This window comes from Paenibacillus sp. 2003 (assembly GCF_031455635.1).
Classification (GTDB): Bacteria; Bacillota; Bacilli; order Paenibacillales; family Paenibacillaceae; genus Paenibacillus; species Paenibacillus amylolyticus_B.
Genome location: NZ_JAVDTB010000002.1, coordinates 83,719 through 100,273, shown reverse-complemented (window position 1 = coordinate 100,273; position 16,555 = coordinate 83,719). Strand labels below are relative to the sequence as shown.

The 16,555-nt window shown below is 44.9% G+C and carries 21 protein-coding genes and 1 tRNA gene; 18 read left to right on the top strand and 4 right to left on the bottom strand.

The features are described 5' to 3' along the window. Positions 1-70: 70 nt before the first annotated feature. Positions 71-199 (top strand): hypothetical protein, encoded by a 129-nt coding sequence (locus tag J2X75_RS12535; RefSeq protein ID WP_255319930.1) that lies wholly within the window; start codon positions 71-73, stop codon positions 197-199. A gap of 217 nt (positions 200-416) precedes the next feature. Here J2X75_RS12535 and J2X75_RS12530 read toward each other — a convergent pair whose 3' ends face one another. Next, the gene (locus tag J2X75_RS12530; RefSeq protein WP_036614763.1) at positions 417-683 is read right to left on the bottom strand and encodes a hypothetical protein; all 267 of its coding nucleotides are present in this window, start codon (positions 681-683) and stop codon (positions 417-419) included. A 230-nt stretch (positions 684-913) separates the two neighbouring features. On the opposite strand from J2X75_RS12530, the gene J2X75_RS12525 reads away from it, so the two are divergent. The 11 genes from J2X75_RS12525 (at position 914) to J2X75_RS30365 (ending at position 9,700) form a co-directional block, all read left to right on the top strand. Next, entirely contained in the window at positions 914-1,651 is a 738-nt protein-coding gene (locus J2X75_RS12525) for a glycerophosphodiester phosphodiesterase (RefSeq protein WP_310336941.1), read from the top strand. Between the two features lie 272 nt (positions 1,652-1,923). Further along, positions 1,924-2,979 (top strand): FecCD family ABC transporter permease, encoded by a 1,056-nt coding sequence (locus J2X75_RS12520; protein WP_036614761.1) that lies wholly within the window; start codon positions 1,924-1,926, stop codon positions 2,977-2,979. A 2-nt stretch (positions 2,980-2,981) separates the two neighbouring features. Then, entirely contained in the window at positions 2,982-4,013 is a 1,032-nt protein-coding gene (locus tag J2X75_RS12515; protein WP_310336938.1) for a FecCD family ABC transporter permease, read from the top strand. Positions 4,014-4,057: 44 nt separating this feature from the next. Continuing rightward, complete coding sequence (locus J2X75_RS12510; protein ID WP_124116053.1) at positions 4,058-5,773, top strand: ABC transporter ATP-binding protein; 1,716 nt, start codon at positions 4,058-4,060, stop codon at positions 5,771-5,773. Between the two features lie 234 nt (positions 5,774-6,007). Next, the gene (locus J2X75_RS12505) at positions 6,008-6,337 is read left to right on the top strand and encodes a hypothetical protein (protein ID WP_310336936.1); all 330 of its coding nucleotides are present in this window, start codon (positions 6,008-6,010) and stop codon (positions 6,335-6,337) included. A gap of 126 nt (positions 6,338-6,463) precedes the next feature. Next, on the top strand, positions 6,464-7,045 hold the full coding sequence (locus J2X75_RS12500) for a DUF3221 domain-containing protein (RefSeq protein ID WP_310336934.1): 582 nt from the start codon (positions 6,464-6,466) through the stop codon (positions 7,043-7,045). 177 nt (positions 7,046-7,222) lie between these two features. Then, a complete protein-coding gene (locus tag J2X75_RS12495; protein WP_310337642.1) occupies positions 7,223-8,305 on the top strand; it encodes a DUF3626 domain-containing protein in 1,083 nt (360 codons plus the stop codon). Between the two features lie 39 nt (positions 8,306-8,344). Continuing rightward, positions 8,345-8,773 (top strand): DUF5071 domain-containing protein, encoded by a 429-nt coding sequence (locus J2X75_RS12490; RefSeq protein ID WP_310336933.1) that lies wholly within the window; start codon positions 8,345-8,347, stop codon positions 8,771-8,773. 308 nt (positions 8,774-9,081) lie between these two features. Then, positions 9,082-9,261 carry a CopG family transcriptional regulator gene (locus J2X75_RS12485; protein WP_310336932.1) on the top strand — a complete coding sequence of 60 codons (180 nt, stop codon included), beginning with the start codon at positions 9,082-9,084 and terminating at the stop codon, positions 9,259-9,261. 144 nt (positions 9,262-9,405) lie between these two features. After that, complete coding sequence (locus J2X75_RS12480) at positions 9,406-9,549, top strand: DUF6809 family protein (protein WP_310336930.1); 144 nt, start codon at positions 9,406-9,408, stop codon at positions 9,547-9,549. Positions 9,550-9,598: 49 nt separating this feature from the next. Further along, positions 9,599-9,700, top strand: a complete 102-nt coding sequence (locus J2X75_RS30365) for a hypothetical protein (protein ID WP_397383566.1) — start codon at positions 9,599-9,601, stop codon at positions 9,698-9,700. A gap of 220 nt (positions 9,701-9,920) precedes the next feature. On the opposite strand, the gene J2X75_RS12475 is transcribed toward J2X75_RS30365, so the two are convergent. Continuing rightward, positions 9,921-10,823 carry a manganese catalase family protein gene (locus tag J2X75_RS12475; RefSeq protein ID WP_091014199.1) on the bottom strand — a complete coding sequence of 301 codons (903 nt, stop codon included), beginning with the start codon at positions 10,821-10,823 and terminating at the stop codon, positions 9,921-9,923. Positions 10,824-11,084: 261 nt separating this feature from the next. Between J2X75_RS12475 and J2X75_RS12470 the strand changes: the two genes are divergently transcribed. The 4 genes from J2X75_RS12470 (at position 11,085) to J2X75_RS12455 (ending at position 12,402) form a co-directional block, all read left to right on the top strand. After that, positions 11,085-11,393, top strand: coding sequence for a hypothetical protein (locus J2X75_RS12470; RefSeq protein WP_310336928.1), 309 nt, complete (start codon positions 11,085-11,087; stop codon positions 11,391-11,393). Positions 11,394-11,449: 56 nt separating this feature from the next. Beyond that, positions 11,450-11,770: a DUF3889 domain-containing protein gene (locus J2X75_RS12465; RefSeq protein WP_310336926.1), complete on the top strand. Its 321-nt coding sequence runs from the start codon at positions 11,450-11,452 to the stop codon at positions 11,768-11,770. 145 nt (positions 11,771-11,915) lie between these two features. Then, a complete protein-coding gene (locus J2X75_RS12460) occupies positions 11,916-12,137 on the top strand; it encodes a hypothetical protein (protein ID WP_307534408.1) in 222 nt (73 codons plus the stop codon). Continuing rightward, complete coding sequence (locus tag J2X75_RS12455; protein ID WP_310336923.1) at positions 12,121-12,402, top strand: LexA family transcriptional regulator; 282 nt, start codon at positions 12,121-12,123, stop codon at positions 12,400-12,402. The genes J2X75_RS12460 and J2X75_RS12455 overlap by 17 nt, the downstream gene beginning before the upstream one ends. A gap of 75 nt (positions 12,403-12,477) precedes the next feature. Here the strand turns inward: J2X75_RS12455 and J2X75_RS12450 are convergent, their stop codons facing one another. Both J2X75_RS12450 and J2X75_RS12445 read right to left on the bottom strand, forming a co-directional pair. Further along, positions 12,478-12,714 carry a DUF3892 domain-containing protein gene (locus tag J2X75_RS12450; RefSeq protein WP_017687389.1) on the bottom strand — a complete coding sequence of 79 codons (237 nt, stop codon included), beginning with the start codon at positions 12,712-12,714 and terminating at the stop codon, positions 12,478-12,480. A gap of 112 nt (positions 12,715-12,826) precedes the next feature. Then, complete coding sequence (locus tag J2X75_RS12445; protein ID WP_310337640.1) at positions 12,827-13,270, bottom strand: GNAT family N-acetyltransferase; 444 nt, start codon at positions 13,268-13,270, stop codon at positions 12,827-12,829. Positions 13,271-13,910: 640 nt separating this feature from the next. Here J2X75_RS12445 and J2X75_RS12440 point away from each other — a divergent pair. Beyond that, positions 13,911-13,983, top strand: a tRNA-Val gene (locus J2X75_RS12440). A gap of 189 nt (positions 13,984-14,172) precedes the next feature. After that, on the top strand, positions 14,173-16,383 hold the full coding sequence (locus J2X75_RS12435) for a M1 family metallopeptidase (protein WP_310336920.1): 2,211 nt from the start codon (positions 14,173-14,175) through the stop codon (positions 16,381-16,383). Positions 16,384-16,555 lie beyond the last annotated feature (172 nt).

Below are 16,555 nucleotides of genomic sequence, written 5' to 3'. Positions count from 1 at the left end.
ATCTGCCCAAGCAAGTTGCGCTATCGGACATAGTCTATAGTGTACTTCGATGAAGAGGGGAGTGTCACTGATGAGCGAACTCAAAGGTACAGGTTACGGATATTGCGGAGGCTTCGGTGGTGGAGCATGGACATCAACAGGTGCAATTCTGGTATTGTTCATTCTGTTGGTTATTATCTCTCGCACATTCATTCTGTAATTCGGTCAAATCCCGGGACGGGGATCACGCTGCAGAGGCAGCGCCCGAATAAAAAATGACCTTTCCAAAGAGACGCCGGTATATGTCGGCGTTTCAGGGGAACGGTTTTTTGACGTTTCCAGCATACGTTAAGTAATTGAAAAAGCAAAAACCTGCCCCTGAATAAGGTCAGAAGCAGGAGAGAGCCTCCTGAGCCATTAGCTGCACAACAAGCAGCTTACACCACAACAGCAGTTTGATCCGGATTACTTAACGATTTCCAGGCGATATATAGCCCGATGGCGGCTGCAATTAAGGAGAGTATTGCTGCAACAATAGCCAGCTGATCCAGTGTGTTGGGTGAACTGGAGTTAAGAGAACGCTGATTAGCCGTCTTGCCGGATTTGTTTTTGATATGGACAGATGATCTGGAAAGCCTGGAAGCCGACTGTAACTGGGATGTGTGAGGACGCGTAGGTATCGATTTTTTCTTTGAGGGATTCAATAGTCAACCTCCTTATAACGGAGTTCAGTGCTTCCATCGTTCATACTATGTTATGTCGATTTTCAGATTGAGTTCGCAAAAATGAGTGAATCCCCAGCCCGTTGATGTTCAACCCGGTCGCTAGTATTAGCGAAGCAGGTAACCCATTATACGCTCTGTTAATACAGGGCTAACAAACCGTGTTTATAGTAAGGATCATAGAGTGAAGCTTGAACACAGGAGGCGCTGGAATGAGGAACATGGAGATTATTGCCCATCGCGGTGCATCTGCCGTATGCCCGGAGAATACGATGAGCGCTTTTGAACGGAGTCTGGTGCTTGGAGCAACAGGGATCGAAACCGATGTGCAGATGACGAGTGATGGCAGACTGGTACTGATTCATGATGAGACGTTAAGCCGAACTGGCGGCGCAGAAGGCTGGGTTAAAGATACGACTTACGATCAATTGCGCACGCGGGATGCCGGGTCATGGTTCCATGCCGATTTTACCGGGGAACGTATTCCTTCTCTGGAGGATTTATTCAAGCTGGTACAGGGGAAAGGAACCCTGCTTAATCTGGAATTGAAAAATGGTATTGTGAGTTATAAGGGGATGGAAGAGAAGGTTATACAAGCGATCCGGGACTGGAATCTGGAGCAACAGGTCGTGCTGTCCAGTTTCAATCATGCTTCGCTCGTGAGATGTAAACGTCTTGCCCCGGAGATTCGTACAGCACTTCTATATATGGAAAAGTTGTACCGTCCCTATGATTATGCCGCCAAACTCGAAGCTTCAGGCCTTCATCCCTACAAGCTGGCTGTCACACAAGAAGATGTTGCTGCTGCATTGGCACATGGCGTTGTTACCTATCCATTTACGGTGAATGATCCTGCCGAGATGCAGGCCATGATTGACATGGGTGTGCAAGGAATCATTACCGATGTTCCGGATGTCCTGGCATCCTTACTTACGGTACATGCCCGTTAAACGAGTCTGTATTTTACATGTTCTAGATATGCAATGATAAGGCTGTGTTCGAGCTTTTTGGCTCTTGCGCAGCCTTTTTGCGTGTAAAATTGTGTGCAAATCTTCATATATGCAATAAACATGTCCTATTTGTCCATTGCCAGAGCTCGTGGATTCACTTACAATGGTCTATGGGAATGAGAATCAATATCATTAAAGTTCGGTATTTATAGAGAGGTGATTGTTATGTACATAGGTTTGAGCAGCTCCACTCATAACGAGGGTGGGCGCGTATGAGTTCACAAGCTTCACCAGAAAAACATAATCCGGATTCACCCACAGCGAAGATACACACTCGTCCGTGGGCAGCCACACTTATTCTTACAGGGGGAGTTTTGCTACTCGCTCTGGGTATGGCGTTGTCCATTTCATTTGGCGCTGCTGATATTAAGCTTAGTGTAGTCTGGAAGGCTATCTTTGATTTCAATCCTGAGCTGACTCCACATCAGATCATATGGGAGATTCGATTACCACGTATCCTTGGAGGAGCAATGGTAGGTGCATGTTTCGCTGTAGCTGGTGCGATCATGCAGGGCATGACTCGTAACCCGCTGGCCGATTCAGGTCTGCTTGGGTTGAATGCGGGAGCTGGATTTGCGCTTGCAGTTTGTTTTGCCTTCTTCCCTGGCTTGCCATTTATGTATATCATCATGTATTCCTTCCTTGGAGCAGGGCTTGGTGTCCTGTTGGTGTATGGTTTTGGTGCAGCTTCCAAATCGGGTCTTACACCACTACGCCTTGTGCTTGCAGGTGCGGCTGTATCAGCGATGTTGTCGGCACTCAGTGAAGGGATTGCATTATATTTCAGGATTGGACAAGATCTGGCTTTCTGGACAGCGGGTGGTGTAGCCGGAACGAAGTGGTCTCAACTTGAGGTCATGTTCCCATGGGTACTCGCTGCACTAATCGCAGGTCTTCTCATCTCCCGTTCCATTACTCTGCTTAGTCTCGGAGAAGATATTGCGGTGGGCTTGGGGCAACGTACTGGGCTGATCAAGCTCATAGGCCTGATTGTTGTACTGATTCTCGCGGGTACGGCTGTGTCCGTGGTGGGTGCGGTCGGTTTTGTTGGACTCATTATTCCCCATCTCACGCGGAAGCTGGTTGGGGTCGATTATCGCTGGATTATTCCATGTTCCGCTGTGATGGGCAGTCTGTTGCTTGTATTTGCGGATCTGGCTGCACGTATGATTAACCCGCCGTACGAGACGCCAATTGGCGCATTGGTTGCCCTCATCGGGGTACCATTCTTCCTGTATCTGGCGCGTAAAGAAAGGAGGACTCTGTAACGATGGAATCCTCAACAATAGTTGGAGCAGAGCGCAAGAAGAGAACCAGGAGTACGATTGTCCTCATTGTACTTGCCCTATTAATTATTACGGCTTTTGTGGTGAGCATGAACACAGGTTTTACCAAGCTTTCGCCGCTTGAGGTGATGCGAACTCTGTTTGGTGGAGGCACGGCGAAACAGGAATTGATTCTCTTTGAATTCCGTCTGCCACGTATTGTGATTTCGGTGCTGGTCGGGGCCGGACTTGCGTTATCTGGTTGTATTTTGCAGGGAGTATCTCGGAATGCGTTGGCAGATCCGGGGATCCTCGGGATTAATGCAGGTGCTGGTCTGGTCGTCATGTTATTTGTTTCCTTTTTCCCGACAACGACAGCAGCGCCGGTATTTCTTTTGCCAATTCTGGCCCTGATCGGTTCCGGTTTTGCTGCATTTCTGATCTACGTTCTCTCTTACAAAAAAGGAGAGGGCATCCTTCCTACGCGTATGTTGCTTACAGGGATCGGGGTAGCGGCGGGAATCAGTTCTGCCATGATCGTGCTTACGTTAAGGCTTAGTCCGGAAAAGTATCAATTTGTAGCTACCTGGATGGCAGGCAGCATCTGGGGTTCGAACTGGAAATTTGTAACGGCATTGCTACCGTTTCTTATTATTCTTGTCCCGCTTGTTCTGTATAAGGCACGTGTGTTGAACGTACTGAATCTGGGGGACCAGACTGCAAGCGGACTCGGGACTCCGGTTGAGCGTGAGCGACTGATTTTGCTTGCGGCTGCTGTAGGGCTTGCCGGCTCATGTGTATCTGTGAGTGGGGGGATCGGTTTTGTAGGTCTGATCGGACCGCATTTGGCGCGTCGTCTGGTGGGTCCAAAACATCAATTCCTGTTACCCGCATCTGCACTGATCGGTTCATTGCTTGTACTGGTTGCAGATACGCTGGGTCGTGTCATCCTACAGCCTTCGGAGATTCCTGCAGGGATCCTGGTTGCCATTATTGGTGCGCCATACTTCCTGTACCTCTTAAGCAAGACGAAATAGAACGTAATCATCATTGTGTGGTTGCATAAGGAGGACTTCAGTCCATGCTTCGCCGTTTCTTTGCCTATTATAGGCCTTACAAAAAGCTCTTTATTCTTGACTTCAGTTGTGCGATTTTAGTCGCTCTGCTGGAGCTGGCATTTCCACTGGCGGTCAACCGGGTAGTCGATGATCTGCTGCCAGGCGGCCGCTGGGACTGGATTCTATGGGCATGTCTGGCATTGCTCGGCATCTACTTATTGAATTCATTCCTGAACTTCGTGGTTACCTATTGGGGACACAAGCTGGGTATTAACATCGAGACGGATATGCGTAAAAGTCTGTTTAATCATGTGCAGAAGTTATCGTTCCGTTTCTTCGATAATACGAAAACCGGACACCTGGTCTCTCGCATGACTAACGATCTGATGGATATCGGTGAGATTGCCCATCATGGTCCAGAGGATGTATTTATCGCGGTCATGACGCTAATTGGTGCATTCAGTATCATGATGAGCATTAACGGAAATCTGGCGGTGTTAACCTTTATCATCGTGCCGTTGATTATCTATCTGTCGCTCTACTTTGGTAGCAAAATGTCCAAGGCATTCAGCCGTATGTTCGGAGATATTGCGGACTTCAACGCTCGTGTAGAGAACAATATCACAGGTATCCGTGTTGTTCAGGCTTTTGCTAATGAAGAGCATGAAAAAGCACAATTCGCTGTGAACAACGGTCGTTTCCGTCAGACCAAACTGATCGCATACAAAATCATGGCTTGGAACTCCTCTGTCAGTTATATGCTGATGAAGCTGGTATCCCTCTTTGTCCTGGTATGCGGAACATGGTTTGTCATTAAAGGCAGTATGACCTACGGTCAGTTTATTGCATTTATTATGTTGTCCAATGTGTTCTTGACACCGATCCAGAAGATCAACTCGGTTATCGAGACGTATCCCAAAGGGATTGCAGGCTTCAAACGTTATACGGAGCTGCTTGATATGGAACCGGATGTGGAAGATCGTCCAGGGGCCGTATCGGTATCCCATTTGCGTGGAGATATTCGTTATGAGCAAGTGACCTTTGGTTATTCGGATCAGGAGCCTGTTCTCAAAGGTATCGATCTGAACGTGCAAGCAGGCGAAACCGTCGCTCTTGTCGGTCCATCCGGGGCGGGTAAAACAACATTGTGCAGTCTGCTGCCACGATTCTATGATGTGCTGGAAGGTCGCATCACGATCGATGGGCAGGAGATTCAGAATATGACGCTGGATTCCTTGCGTAGTCATATCGGAATTGTACAACAGGACGTATTCCTCTTCGATGGAACCATTCGGGAGAATATTGCCTACGGCAAGCTGGATGCTTCCGAAGAAGAGATCTGGATGGCTGCCAGACGTGCACAGATGGAACCTTTAATTCAATCGATGCCGGAAGGATTGGATACGTTAATTGGTGAACGTGGCGTGAAGTTGTCCGGTGGACAGAAACAGCGTTTGTCTATTGCCCGTATGTTCCTGAAAAACCCGCCAATTCTGATTCTGGACGAAGCCACATCCGCGCTGGATACAGAAACGGAAGCGGCGATTCAGCAATCCCTTGCTGAGCTGTCCGAGGGCCGGACCACACTGGTTATTGCTCACCGATTGGCTACGATCAAAAATGCAGACCGCATTATTGTCGTTGCTGAACAAGGCATTACGGAGCAGGGACGTCATGAAGAATTACTCGCAGCAGGTGGGGTGTACAGCCGCCTTCACTATGCGCAGTTTGGCGCATAACGTATCAGATGTGGATGTAAAAATGTAAATATGAGAAGTAACGCCATCGTTCTTGACTTGGAAGGAGTCAGGGCGATGGCATTTTTTTCTGTGATGTGAATAGGATGTAGGTCTGGGGTGCTGAATTGTGTCTGCCTGTGATCAGGGGACATGGAAACGGGTAATGATCATCAAGTCTCAAACTTTACTTGGTTAAGATACTCATCATTATTTTTAGCGTAGGAGGTGCACGATATGCAGTTGAACGATATGCTGAAGATTCTTATAACCTGCCTATTATTTATTCTAATTTTGTGGTTTCTCATTCAAGGAGTTCGTAAACTTTCCAGTACTCGTGCGGGGTCCGGTTTCCGACGCTGGGGTGGATGGTCCATTGGGCTTTTCATTGTTGGCGCCGTGCCACTCGGTTTTTCGATGTATACGGAGATTTTTGATGAGCGCCTGGATGCCAACATCGGGTTGGGGCTTGCCATGTTTTTTGTATGGGCTTATTGTGTGATCTTGTTGTGTGTGGCGTTGGTGGTATGGGGAAGGTACGTGTACAAAAGGGATATAAAGAAGTGAATATATGGTTTGATCGTGCTGAGCCCGTCAGGAAGTTAAGGGTGAGATAAAGGCTATATTTGCAACAATAACCTGACATGGAACGTTAAAATTTAGAAAGAGGTGTTATTAAAGGGGGATTTACAAATGTCCACTCTTCGTCGAGTCCTCATATTGCTCTCAATCCTGATCGTATGCCTTACGGGATGTTCAGGACATATCGAGTGCAACTCCTTGCAGACTCAAGCGAATGCACCAAGTGAAGAAGGATTCACCGGTTATGTGGTTGAACGCAAAGACAATTCCATTCTTGTTGTTGATCCTGCATATGAGGATTTCAGTTCCAATGGAGGAAAGAGTCGGTATTATCCGGCAAAATGGTTCTCCAATGCGCCTGATCCGCAGATCGGCTCCTATGTTGAAGTCTGGACGGATGGAGGCCCGGAAAATCAACCCTATCCTGGGCAGGCCAGAGCAGAAAAGATAGCGGTATCTTGTCCAGTGGCACCTGATGGTGCGCACGTGACGGATGCGGATGCGATTCGTAGCGGACTGCATTCACTTGATACAGAGAACATGCATATTCCCGTCATAGAGGACACACGGTTTGATGCAGATACAGGGACATGGACCATTCAGATGCGAGATGCGAATACAGCGAATGAAGGGCAAGTAGTTCATGTGACCGTGAAGGATGAGGAGAAAGTTAAGACACAAGGCGAAGAATAAGGGGTTCATAGCTTTATGATGGTGGAGAAGCGCGCGTTGTACAAGATATGATTCAAATTGAAAGAAGTGACACGGATTGATTCATTGCACAATATCATGATTTTTGAACCGCCTGTAAGTTCCCTCACTGCCATCATGTATTATGATTTTATAAAAATGGAAAGGAATCTTCTGCTCATGGAATTATCAAGGTCTCAGCAATTAGCTCAAGAGCATGTAACCAATTATGCAAGAAGCCGCAAAAATGAGGCGGAGCAAACCATTAGGGAAATCCTTCGTATGTCCAACATCGAGCTGAAGACATTTGAAGATGCTATCACTAAACTAAAATCTCATGCAAGTATCGCGCTACACTTTCACCCAGATCGATTAGATCCGAATATGAAAAGCGTGGCTGAGGCACTACTTGAGCAGGGGTTTTATAAAAGTCAGTTTGAGACTTTCTTATCGAATGGAAGTGTATCCGCATTTCCAGGCGGTGAACGTGACGTTTGGGAGAATAAAATGTTTGGCGGAGCGTACCAAATTAATGGCTCAACCAATAGCGAACGTCCCAAGTATGGGGCACTCAATGTTATGTTACATCCCGATGGACCTGCTCCGCGTTTTGGATCATGTTACTTCCTTTTATCCACTGAGGTCTCTCAGCGTTGCACGTATACATATTTGGATTCTCACCAAGACCCCGAGGAAAAGGGAACGTATGAGGAATTTGACCTCGTTTTGGCTGCTCTTATGAGGGATGTAATTTATAGTGATTTTGCCATTGGTGAAAGAAATCTAACAGTTCAAAAGTTAATTGACCATATGCTCATCAATCTTGAGAAACCATTCCGAAATCCATCAAACCAAGAGCCAAATCGAAATCTGGACCATTATATCGAAGCTCAGGTTCATGGTGATATTTCCCTTGAAAAAGATGTAAAGATTCTTGTTGCCGACCCATCATTTAAAGGCACACATACAGGACGAATCTTAGAGCAGATATGTTTAAAGTATTCCATTGATCTCCACTGGCACATGGGCTTTACACTATTAGTAGATGAAGTTCCAATGGATTTTCGAGGCCCTTCGATGCCTTCAATAGCCAAGAGAATTGCAAAAAGTGATTTTATTGATGCAAATAAGATTGGTTCTGCAGCTATGGAATTGAAACGAAACCCAAGCAATTGGAGTGATAGAGGAACCTACACAGAAGTTCTACAAGAGTTGAAATTACTCTGGCATGTCTTAGTGAGATATGGAAAGCCAATGGAGTAATAGGGGAGAGTAAAAGTATAAGGAATGGAGAGAGAATTAATGGATATTATGGCGTGTCTTCCCCGCGGCAAACATGACTTTGAGGCGGTTAACAAGTTAAATGAATTTAGTAATGAAGAGTTGAGAGTCATCATCCCAGAGCTTATGGAGTGGTTACAAGACGGGAACTGGCCTATCTCTAAGCCGGTAGAGGATCTATTATTGCGACTGGGGGAAGACTTGATTCCTTATATTAAGGATGTATTACAAACCCAAGATCCACAGTGGGAATATTTCATTTTGGTGGGATTGATTGATCGATTATCGATATCGCATCTGAGTATGCTACATACGGATTTGGTAAGGATACTAGAGTCCCCTACACCAAGTGAGGTACTTGAGGAGTTGGATGAGGTTATCGTGGAACTTTTGGAAAAGATGGAGATACACCAAAGAGAGATCAGTGAAGAGGGAAGTTTGGATACATAGAAACTGGTAATTTAATTTCTAAGAAAGACTGAAATATTTAATATGGAGTGATAAAAATGCTAAAACATCAATTTCTTTTTCCTACTTGTTTGCGTGTCTCCTGAATTTTAAATTGTTACTCAATAATAGTACTCTAATAACCTTGAGCGCCTAGCCGTTCAAGTTTTTTTTATCATTGAAACGGATTACAGACTATAAATTTATCTATGAATCTGCTGTCACAAAAACGAACGTATGTTTTATAATTAAATCGACTTTTTGTCCTGACAATAATATATTATTGTCAGGACAAAAAAAGAGGTGAAGCAATGTCCGCCAAAAAGATGGGGCGGCCTAAATCTGACAAACCCAAAAGCAGAACGATTGAGATACGTGTCGATGAGGACATTATGAACAAGCTCGCTATTTCGGCTGAGAAGCTGAATACGAATCGATCAGACATCGTTCGCAAAGGGATTGAGAAGATTTACGACGAACTCCAAAAATGAAAAAAGGAAGCAGCGTAAGTCCCACGAAGAACACGCTGCTTCCTAACCCACAATCACTTGTTGAATGAGCGACTGCATAAATATCCTATCATGTGTAGAACGTTCATTCAAGTGAGGTGCGAATTGATATACAGGAGGATGCACATGAATTCGATATTAGAGGCATTATATAATGGACGACTTCGACCGGATGAGATGATGATGCCGACACATCCTGAATACCAAGCGTTAGGGCGGCAGATTGCAGCTCTGACAGAGCAATGGAAGAATCGATTGAGCCGAGAATGAATTTCTTGAGCTTGAACAGTTATTTGACTTGTGTGGTAGATGTGAGGGCATGCATACGGAAGCAGCGTTTGCACAAGGTTTTCGTCTGGGTGCCAACATGCTAATTGAAGTCATGAGTCAGCGGGAGGAATCGGTATTGGAGTTTAACTAAGTTTAATTATGTGAGCAGAGATCAGGTTTACTTTTACAGTTAGATTCTCAGGAATGACATGCATACAACATACTCATTTTGCATCATAAAATTGTATCATAAATTGATTATAACAAAGCCCTCAAATCCTCTCTGCATTCAGCAGCAGGGTTTGAGGGCTTCACCTAAACATAGAGTTAAGAATATATATATAGGGAAAGAAACTGTTAAACAACTTGACTTAATCCGCAATATTCCCTGCCATCTTCAGACGGCGAGCAATCTCTTTAAAGTCTTCTTGCGATATACCTGGTGCGAATTCTTCCTCTACTGCAGGAGCTTCCGGAATCGGGAATCCTTCAGGTATCCCTTGGATGACTTCAAGAGGTTGTCCATCTTCCGGGTGAGTACCTTTCCAGATCTGGCCGATCGCATTGAAGTCTTTATCACTATAGGTGTACAGCTTGGTGTGTACGCCTTTTTCTTCATATTTACGAGCCTCGTTGAAGGCTTTGTTGTTCAGTGAAGGAATAGGCACCAGCTTGGTCACATTTACGCCAGTTGCAATCTCAAGTGCTTTCGCATATGCGACGACATGCACACCGCCACGTACCAGCAGGAAACCAACTACTTCCCGGGCTGCCGGGTGATCCGTCATCTCATATACTTTCATTTTATGGGTACGAGCGCCACATTCTAGGAAGAAGTTATGCAGCAGATCCTCGACCAGGTTGCCGCTGTTGAAGACGTTTGCTCCCGTCCATGGATTACCCATAGAGTCGAAAGGCATTGCGCCTTGTGCACCTGCCAGATAATGATACGACAGACGAGCATCTTTCACGGAACCTAGCGGCGTATCATCGGGTTCTTTGTACTCGGTTGAACCTCTAAGGCACTTGTTAATGCCATGAGACACGAGTTCAACATGACCCAATTCTTCAGCCGTAATGCTCATGACCAGGTCATAGAAAGGCTTCAGCTTTTCTTTGGATCGAAAATTAAAAGATTGATAGAGGTAGTTGTTCAACGTTGACATTTCTCCGAATTTGCCGCCGAGTAATTCTTGTATGGCTGCCGCAGCATTCGGATCTGGCTTCTCGACATTGGGAATCTCAATCAGGATTTCATCCAAGCGTTTGAACATTCGGTGTAACCTCCTCAAATTGGTATGGCAGATCGTGTAGGGTTTCAGATCGTGAAGTAACTCTGTCATGGCCTATTACACGTCTATTGGATTTTTCAAACAAAAAATCAACCAAATGGGACTTAAGCATCGCATAACGAATGTCTCATATTTTTTACCACTTGTTATTTCCTACTATGGTAAAATTTTTGTATAATAAAACATTCAAACAAGTCTTCACGTACAAGAGAAGAGAGCCATGAATCCATAAAGGAGTAAGAGATGAACAAGCGTTGGATACAACTAGTTAGGATTGTGATGTTTCTAATGATTCTGATGTACATAAGCAGCGAGCCTGCCACAGCATATGTCGTTACGAACGAGGTTCAGGTGGATGAAGCAACGAGACAGTTACTTGAGAAGAAATACGGGTTGGAACGTCCTGAGGAGCCAAAGACACAACAACACGTTTTCTCGGGTGACTGGGGAATGAGCTTTCGGACGGAGCCTCCTGATTCGTTTGACCGGCTTGTTCATGTGGTTCCTTTTTCCCTACGGCCACTGGCCTGGATCTTTCGTTTATTCGTGTAAAATGAAACCCTGACGGGCAATATAACAGAAACATATTGTCCCAAGGAGTGAGTGAAATGAAAATGCTCATCGTTACTGTCATGTCGGTAGTCCTGAGTTTAGCCGGAATTACATCAGGAACAGGTGGCGCTATCCCAGATTATGCGAAGTGGGGAATTATTGCGGTCAAAGAAACACAGACCAAGTATAATGTGGATATTTTGGACTATAAGCATATCGGTCGTACCTCTCTAACAGCGGATCAATCACGGGAACAGTTCAAGCTGTGGGTTCGTGCTAAAGACGGCAAGCAATTCGCAGTCTATGTAAATGTTGATTTTAATCCATCTACACAACAGTTAAAGAAAGTACAATTTTCGGAATCGGATCGACACTGATCCGTTATGAACCAGACTGCCTTGATCATTAAGGTGAAAGTCTGGTTTTTTTATTTTACAAAATCCTTTTTTTACTATTGAATAAAGAACTTATGTTCGCATATAATATGAAATACAAACAAACGTTCTTATCGGAGGGATGATTATGCTAGGGAAATATATTGGCCAGATGGTGGAGCTTGTCTACATGGATCGTGCAGGGCAGATTACGCAGCGACACATTCGAATTAATAGTGTACGTGGCGGGATGATTAGAGCATCAGCGGGAAAAGAAGGCTCACCCCGAACATTTCTGGAGCAAGGTATTCTGGCATGGCGTCCTGTTAAGGACCAGAATGGGGAGGTACAGTATGCTGAACGACTTTGAACGCAAGATTTTGCGTATTATGGTGAACTATGCAGGACAACGGCGCAGGCTGCCGCGTATGGATGAACTGGAGACCAAGACGGGACGAAGCAGAGCTTACATTCATGAGTCATTGCTGGAGCTTGAACGCACCGGGTACATCGCGTGGGAGAACCGGTCTACTCTGGAAGGGATACAGATTTTGCAGGCATGGGAACAGGTACAACAGCCGATTCGCAAAAACCAACCTTCCGGGGACTCTGCAAAATATTTTACGGACTACTAATCATAATAAGAAAACGCCAACCCGGATATCCGGATCGGCGCTTACTGTGTCACACATACAACGTGTGCATCTATTTTAGAAATGGGGAAGTTGGTCCAGGTTGTTGGTTGGGTCACCGTCGGCATCTCCGCGAATGTACATTTCGCCATCCTTGCCTTTAAATACATTCACACCGGCAATAGCGCCAGCTTTTACTTCTGCAAGTGCCTGCTGATAATCCAGTACGCGTCCTGCTGAAGTCTGAAATGCTGTCAGGTCACCGTCGCCATTTTTCTGTACGGCTGTGAAACTCTCGCGTGTTGTTTGATCCATGATGTCACACTCTCCTTATATGACGAGATAGGAATCTGCTTACCTGATTAGCCTATCCGAATTCTTCGGAAGTATGCACCATATGCTGATAAGACCTGCCAACGCCGAGGTTTTACAGGCTCTTTCTCATACGAACATGCAGAATATCTGCATCATAAAAAGGTTCTTCCGAAATCACTTCATAACCCAGTTTTTCATAGAATTTCTGTGCCTGACATTGAGCATCCAGTACAGAATAGGATAAGCCGAGTTCACGTGCTCGCTCCTCCATCGCGAGCAGAAGCACACGTCCATAACCGAATGAACGATGAGACTCAAGCACCGCGATCCGCTGCATTTTGGCCGTATCCTTGCTGTAATAGATCAGACGTCCTGTGGCTACAGCTTGGCCAGCCGTACTTAACAATACATGATGCACATCTGGACTGATGACATCATATTGATCAATCTCAATCTCGGCAGGCACCTGTTGCTCGATCACAAAGACGTGATGGCGAATTCCCAGGGCTTGCTCCAGTTGTTCTTCTGTCGATACATAACTAATCTCAGCTGCCAATTCCATTCCTTCTTTCTGCTCTTGCGCGACATATCAGACTGAATTATACAAAAAAATGTTTTTCCTGTATAGTGAAGTCTGGAACATATTGGGAGAGGAGGGGATAGTGATGGGCATGACAGGCATCATGGTCATTACCTTGTTAATGTCGGCTGCAATGATTGCTCTGTTGTATTACGTGACCAAGAAAGCATACTCACGCAAGTGGGATGAAGATGAGTAATTCATCTGTTAACCTTCACGGCAAGACTTCACTGCTTCCTCGCGGAGAATATACATCTTGAATTACAGATTTGGAGTATACGTCCAGCCAAACGGGCAGAGCTTCACCATTTTCATTGGGCTGTTGTAATTGTTGGAATTGAACTGTATGTTCATCCCTCTCTAAGCTGCAACCAGTAACGGTTGTACTGAGAAGCACAAGCCCAGCAAAGAGAAAGAAGCATTTGGTAAATGTATATTCATTGGATTTTGACCGTTTTGTTAAGTTTCTCATAGGGAATTCACCTCGTTGTAGAAATGGTAATCTTTCCTTTATTGTGCACCATTTCGGGTGAATTATAACCAAATAAATCATTGACAATGAACACGGTTACTTGATATGATACTGTTACTTGATTGGGAAACATTTATATATCATGATCTGTTAGCTCAGCTGGGAGAGCACTATCTTGACAGGGTAGGGGTCAGTGGTTCGAGCCCACTACAGATCATACATGAGAAGCCTTACATTGTAAGGCTTCTTTTCTTTTTTTTTACATACAAACATGAATGCGATTTGCGATAGTTTCAGTTTCTCTCCTCTTTTTAAACAAAACTTAAATAAAACATAAATTCAGCGTAAGGTTCGTCTTCTATACTTGGTTCTGAGGTCAAGATAGAACAGAAGAAGGAGAGAACTTATGAATTATTCAAGTCCATTTACATCAAAGTTAGCCAGAGTAGGGATCGCGGGTACACTGGCTTTAATACTGGCAACAACCCCTCTTGCCAACATGGGGGTTATTGCCGCGGAAGCAGACCCAGCTCCTGTATCTACGAAGATACATAAAACACAGAAAGACTCTTTAGAGCAGACCCCGATTCAATACCAGATCCAGGCTCGATTAAATGAGAAGGACATGACGATCCAGGGGAGCGAGAAGGTAACGTATCGCAACACAAGCAAGGATACCCTCCAGCAGTTGGTCCTTCATACATATGCTGACGCAAACCTCTCCAAGTCTACACAGGCGAGCATGTACCAACAGCATAATGAAAAGATTAGTGAAGATCATCCGGAGAAGACGGCGGAGGACTTTCTGGGTGGCATCGATATTCAGGCTGTAACAGCAGATAGCCAATCGCTGGAGCTCCATAAGGAAAACCAAGCGTTGACCGTGCAGTTGAAAGAGCCCGTTCAACCAGGCGAATCGGTATCATTCCAACTGGAGTTTCAGTTGAATATACCCTATGGCTCACAGCGAGTTTCCTACTACAAGGACATGATCAATGGTGCGCACTGGTTCCCGGTGATGTCTGTTTACGACGAGGTTAAGCATCAATGGAACAAGGCACCGTATAGTCGAACATTTGAGAGCGATTATTACACCTCATCGGACTTTGAAGTTCAATTAAATGTTCCTGATGAGTATCAGGTAGCCATGCCGGGCACGATCACCACTCAAGACAGTACAGAACATGGACGTAAGATTGTGTCTGCTGTAGCCGAGAATACGAGGGAGTTTGTTTTCTTTGCAAGTCCTAATCTTCAAGTGGAACGCGCTACCCGTAACGGTCTGACGGTGGAATACTATTATTACAACGATGATCCATCCAAGAAAAAGATAGTTGACCGGTACATTAATCAGGCATTCAAGGTCATCGATTTTTATAGTGAGAAATATGGCAAGTATCCCTATCCAGAGTTCCGAATTGTCGAGACGTATGTACAAGGCGTTGCCGTGGAGTATGCGAGGCTCATCCAGATGGGACAGATTCAAAATGGTGCTATTCCAGAAGAAGACACAACCTTTGTTCATGAAATAGCGCATCAGTGGTTCCATGCATTGATCGGTAATAACTCGGAGACCGAATCCTTCCTGGATGAAGGCTTTGCCGATTTCTCCATGGTGTATTTTGCAGAGAAACAGGGAGATAAGTTAAATGGGTTCAGATCCGTACAGTTTGATACGGCGCCCGTAGAGATGGCGATTGCGTCAACAAACGATGAAGCTGGGGATTTAGCAGGTTTGGTATATTATCAGAAGGGAAGACAAGCGATCTATCAGCTTTACCGTACCGTCGGCGAAGAGAAATTTGACGAGTTCATGAGAACATATTTCAAACGCTACGTGTACCAGAATGCAACTTTAGAGGGGCTGCTTCACACCATTGAAGATGTGCTTGGTAAGGAAGTACGTTCAGAAATGCAGATGGCCCTATATCAGCCTAACTTTGTCTTAAAGCCGGAATACCAATTATCACAGGAAGAGACCGCCGCCTATGTACATGACATGTTACAACAACAGTATCAGGCTGTCATGGGCATGATCCCTAATCTGCCTTATGAAGTGATGAATCGATTGATGGACAAAGTCCTTCAAGGCGAGGAATTAACCATTGTGCTCAGCGATCAGGTCAGTAAGCTTGCAACTAAACAGCAGGAAGATATGGTTAATCAGTTGACCGGATTCCTTGATATGACCGGTATGAGATACGACATTATACGGGATCGCAAGAAACTGAAGCAAAAGATGAAAAAAGAGATTGGCAACAGTAACCTTATTGTCATTGGCAATGCCAAGTCAAACGGATTGGTGCAGGCTTTAAAATTTAACATTATTGATCGAACGAAACAGACGGGTTTTCCTTGGAAAAATACCATGAACCAACCTCTCGCCGCGGGTGCATACGTTATCAAACATCCCTATAACCAGAATCGATTGATGCTTCATTATTTCTGGAATGAGGATCATCTGAGTGATGCGGCATTTGAAGCTTTTAAGCTGAAAACACAGGAGTCTATCGGATTCACTAACGACTTTTACCAGTACTATGTATTGGATAACCAAGGCAAGGAGAAATCCAATAAAAAAGTTGCGAATCCCATATCTTCACTTTTTGCGGAGTAATAAGTAATTGGTTTTGCAGTTTCTTCGTTCAAACAGGTTAGCCAATTCGTATTGGTTAGCCTGTTTAGTCTTGTTATGAAAACCAGACTTAGAATAATAGGCTGCAAGATGGGCATAATGCTTTAACAGAATGGTAACTTCATGAATATACTTATCGGGAGAAAACAATAGG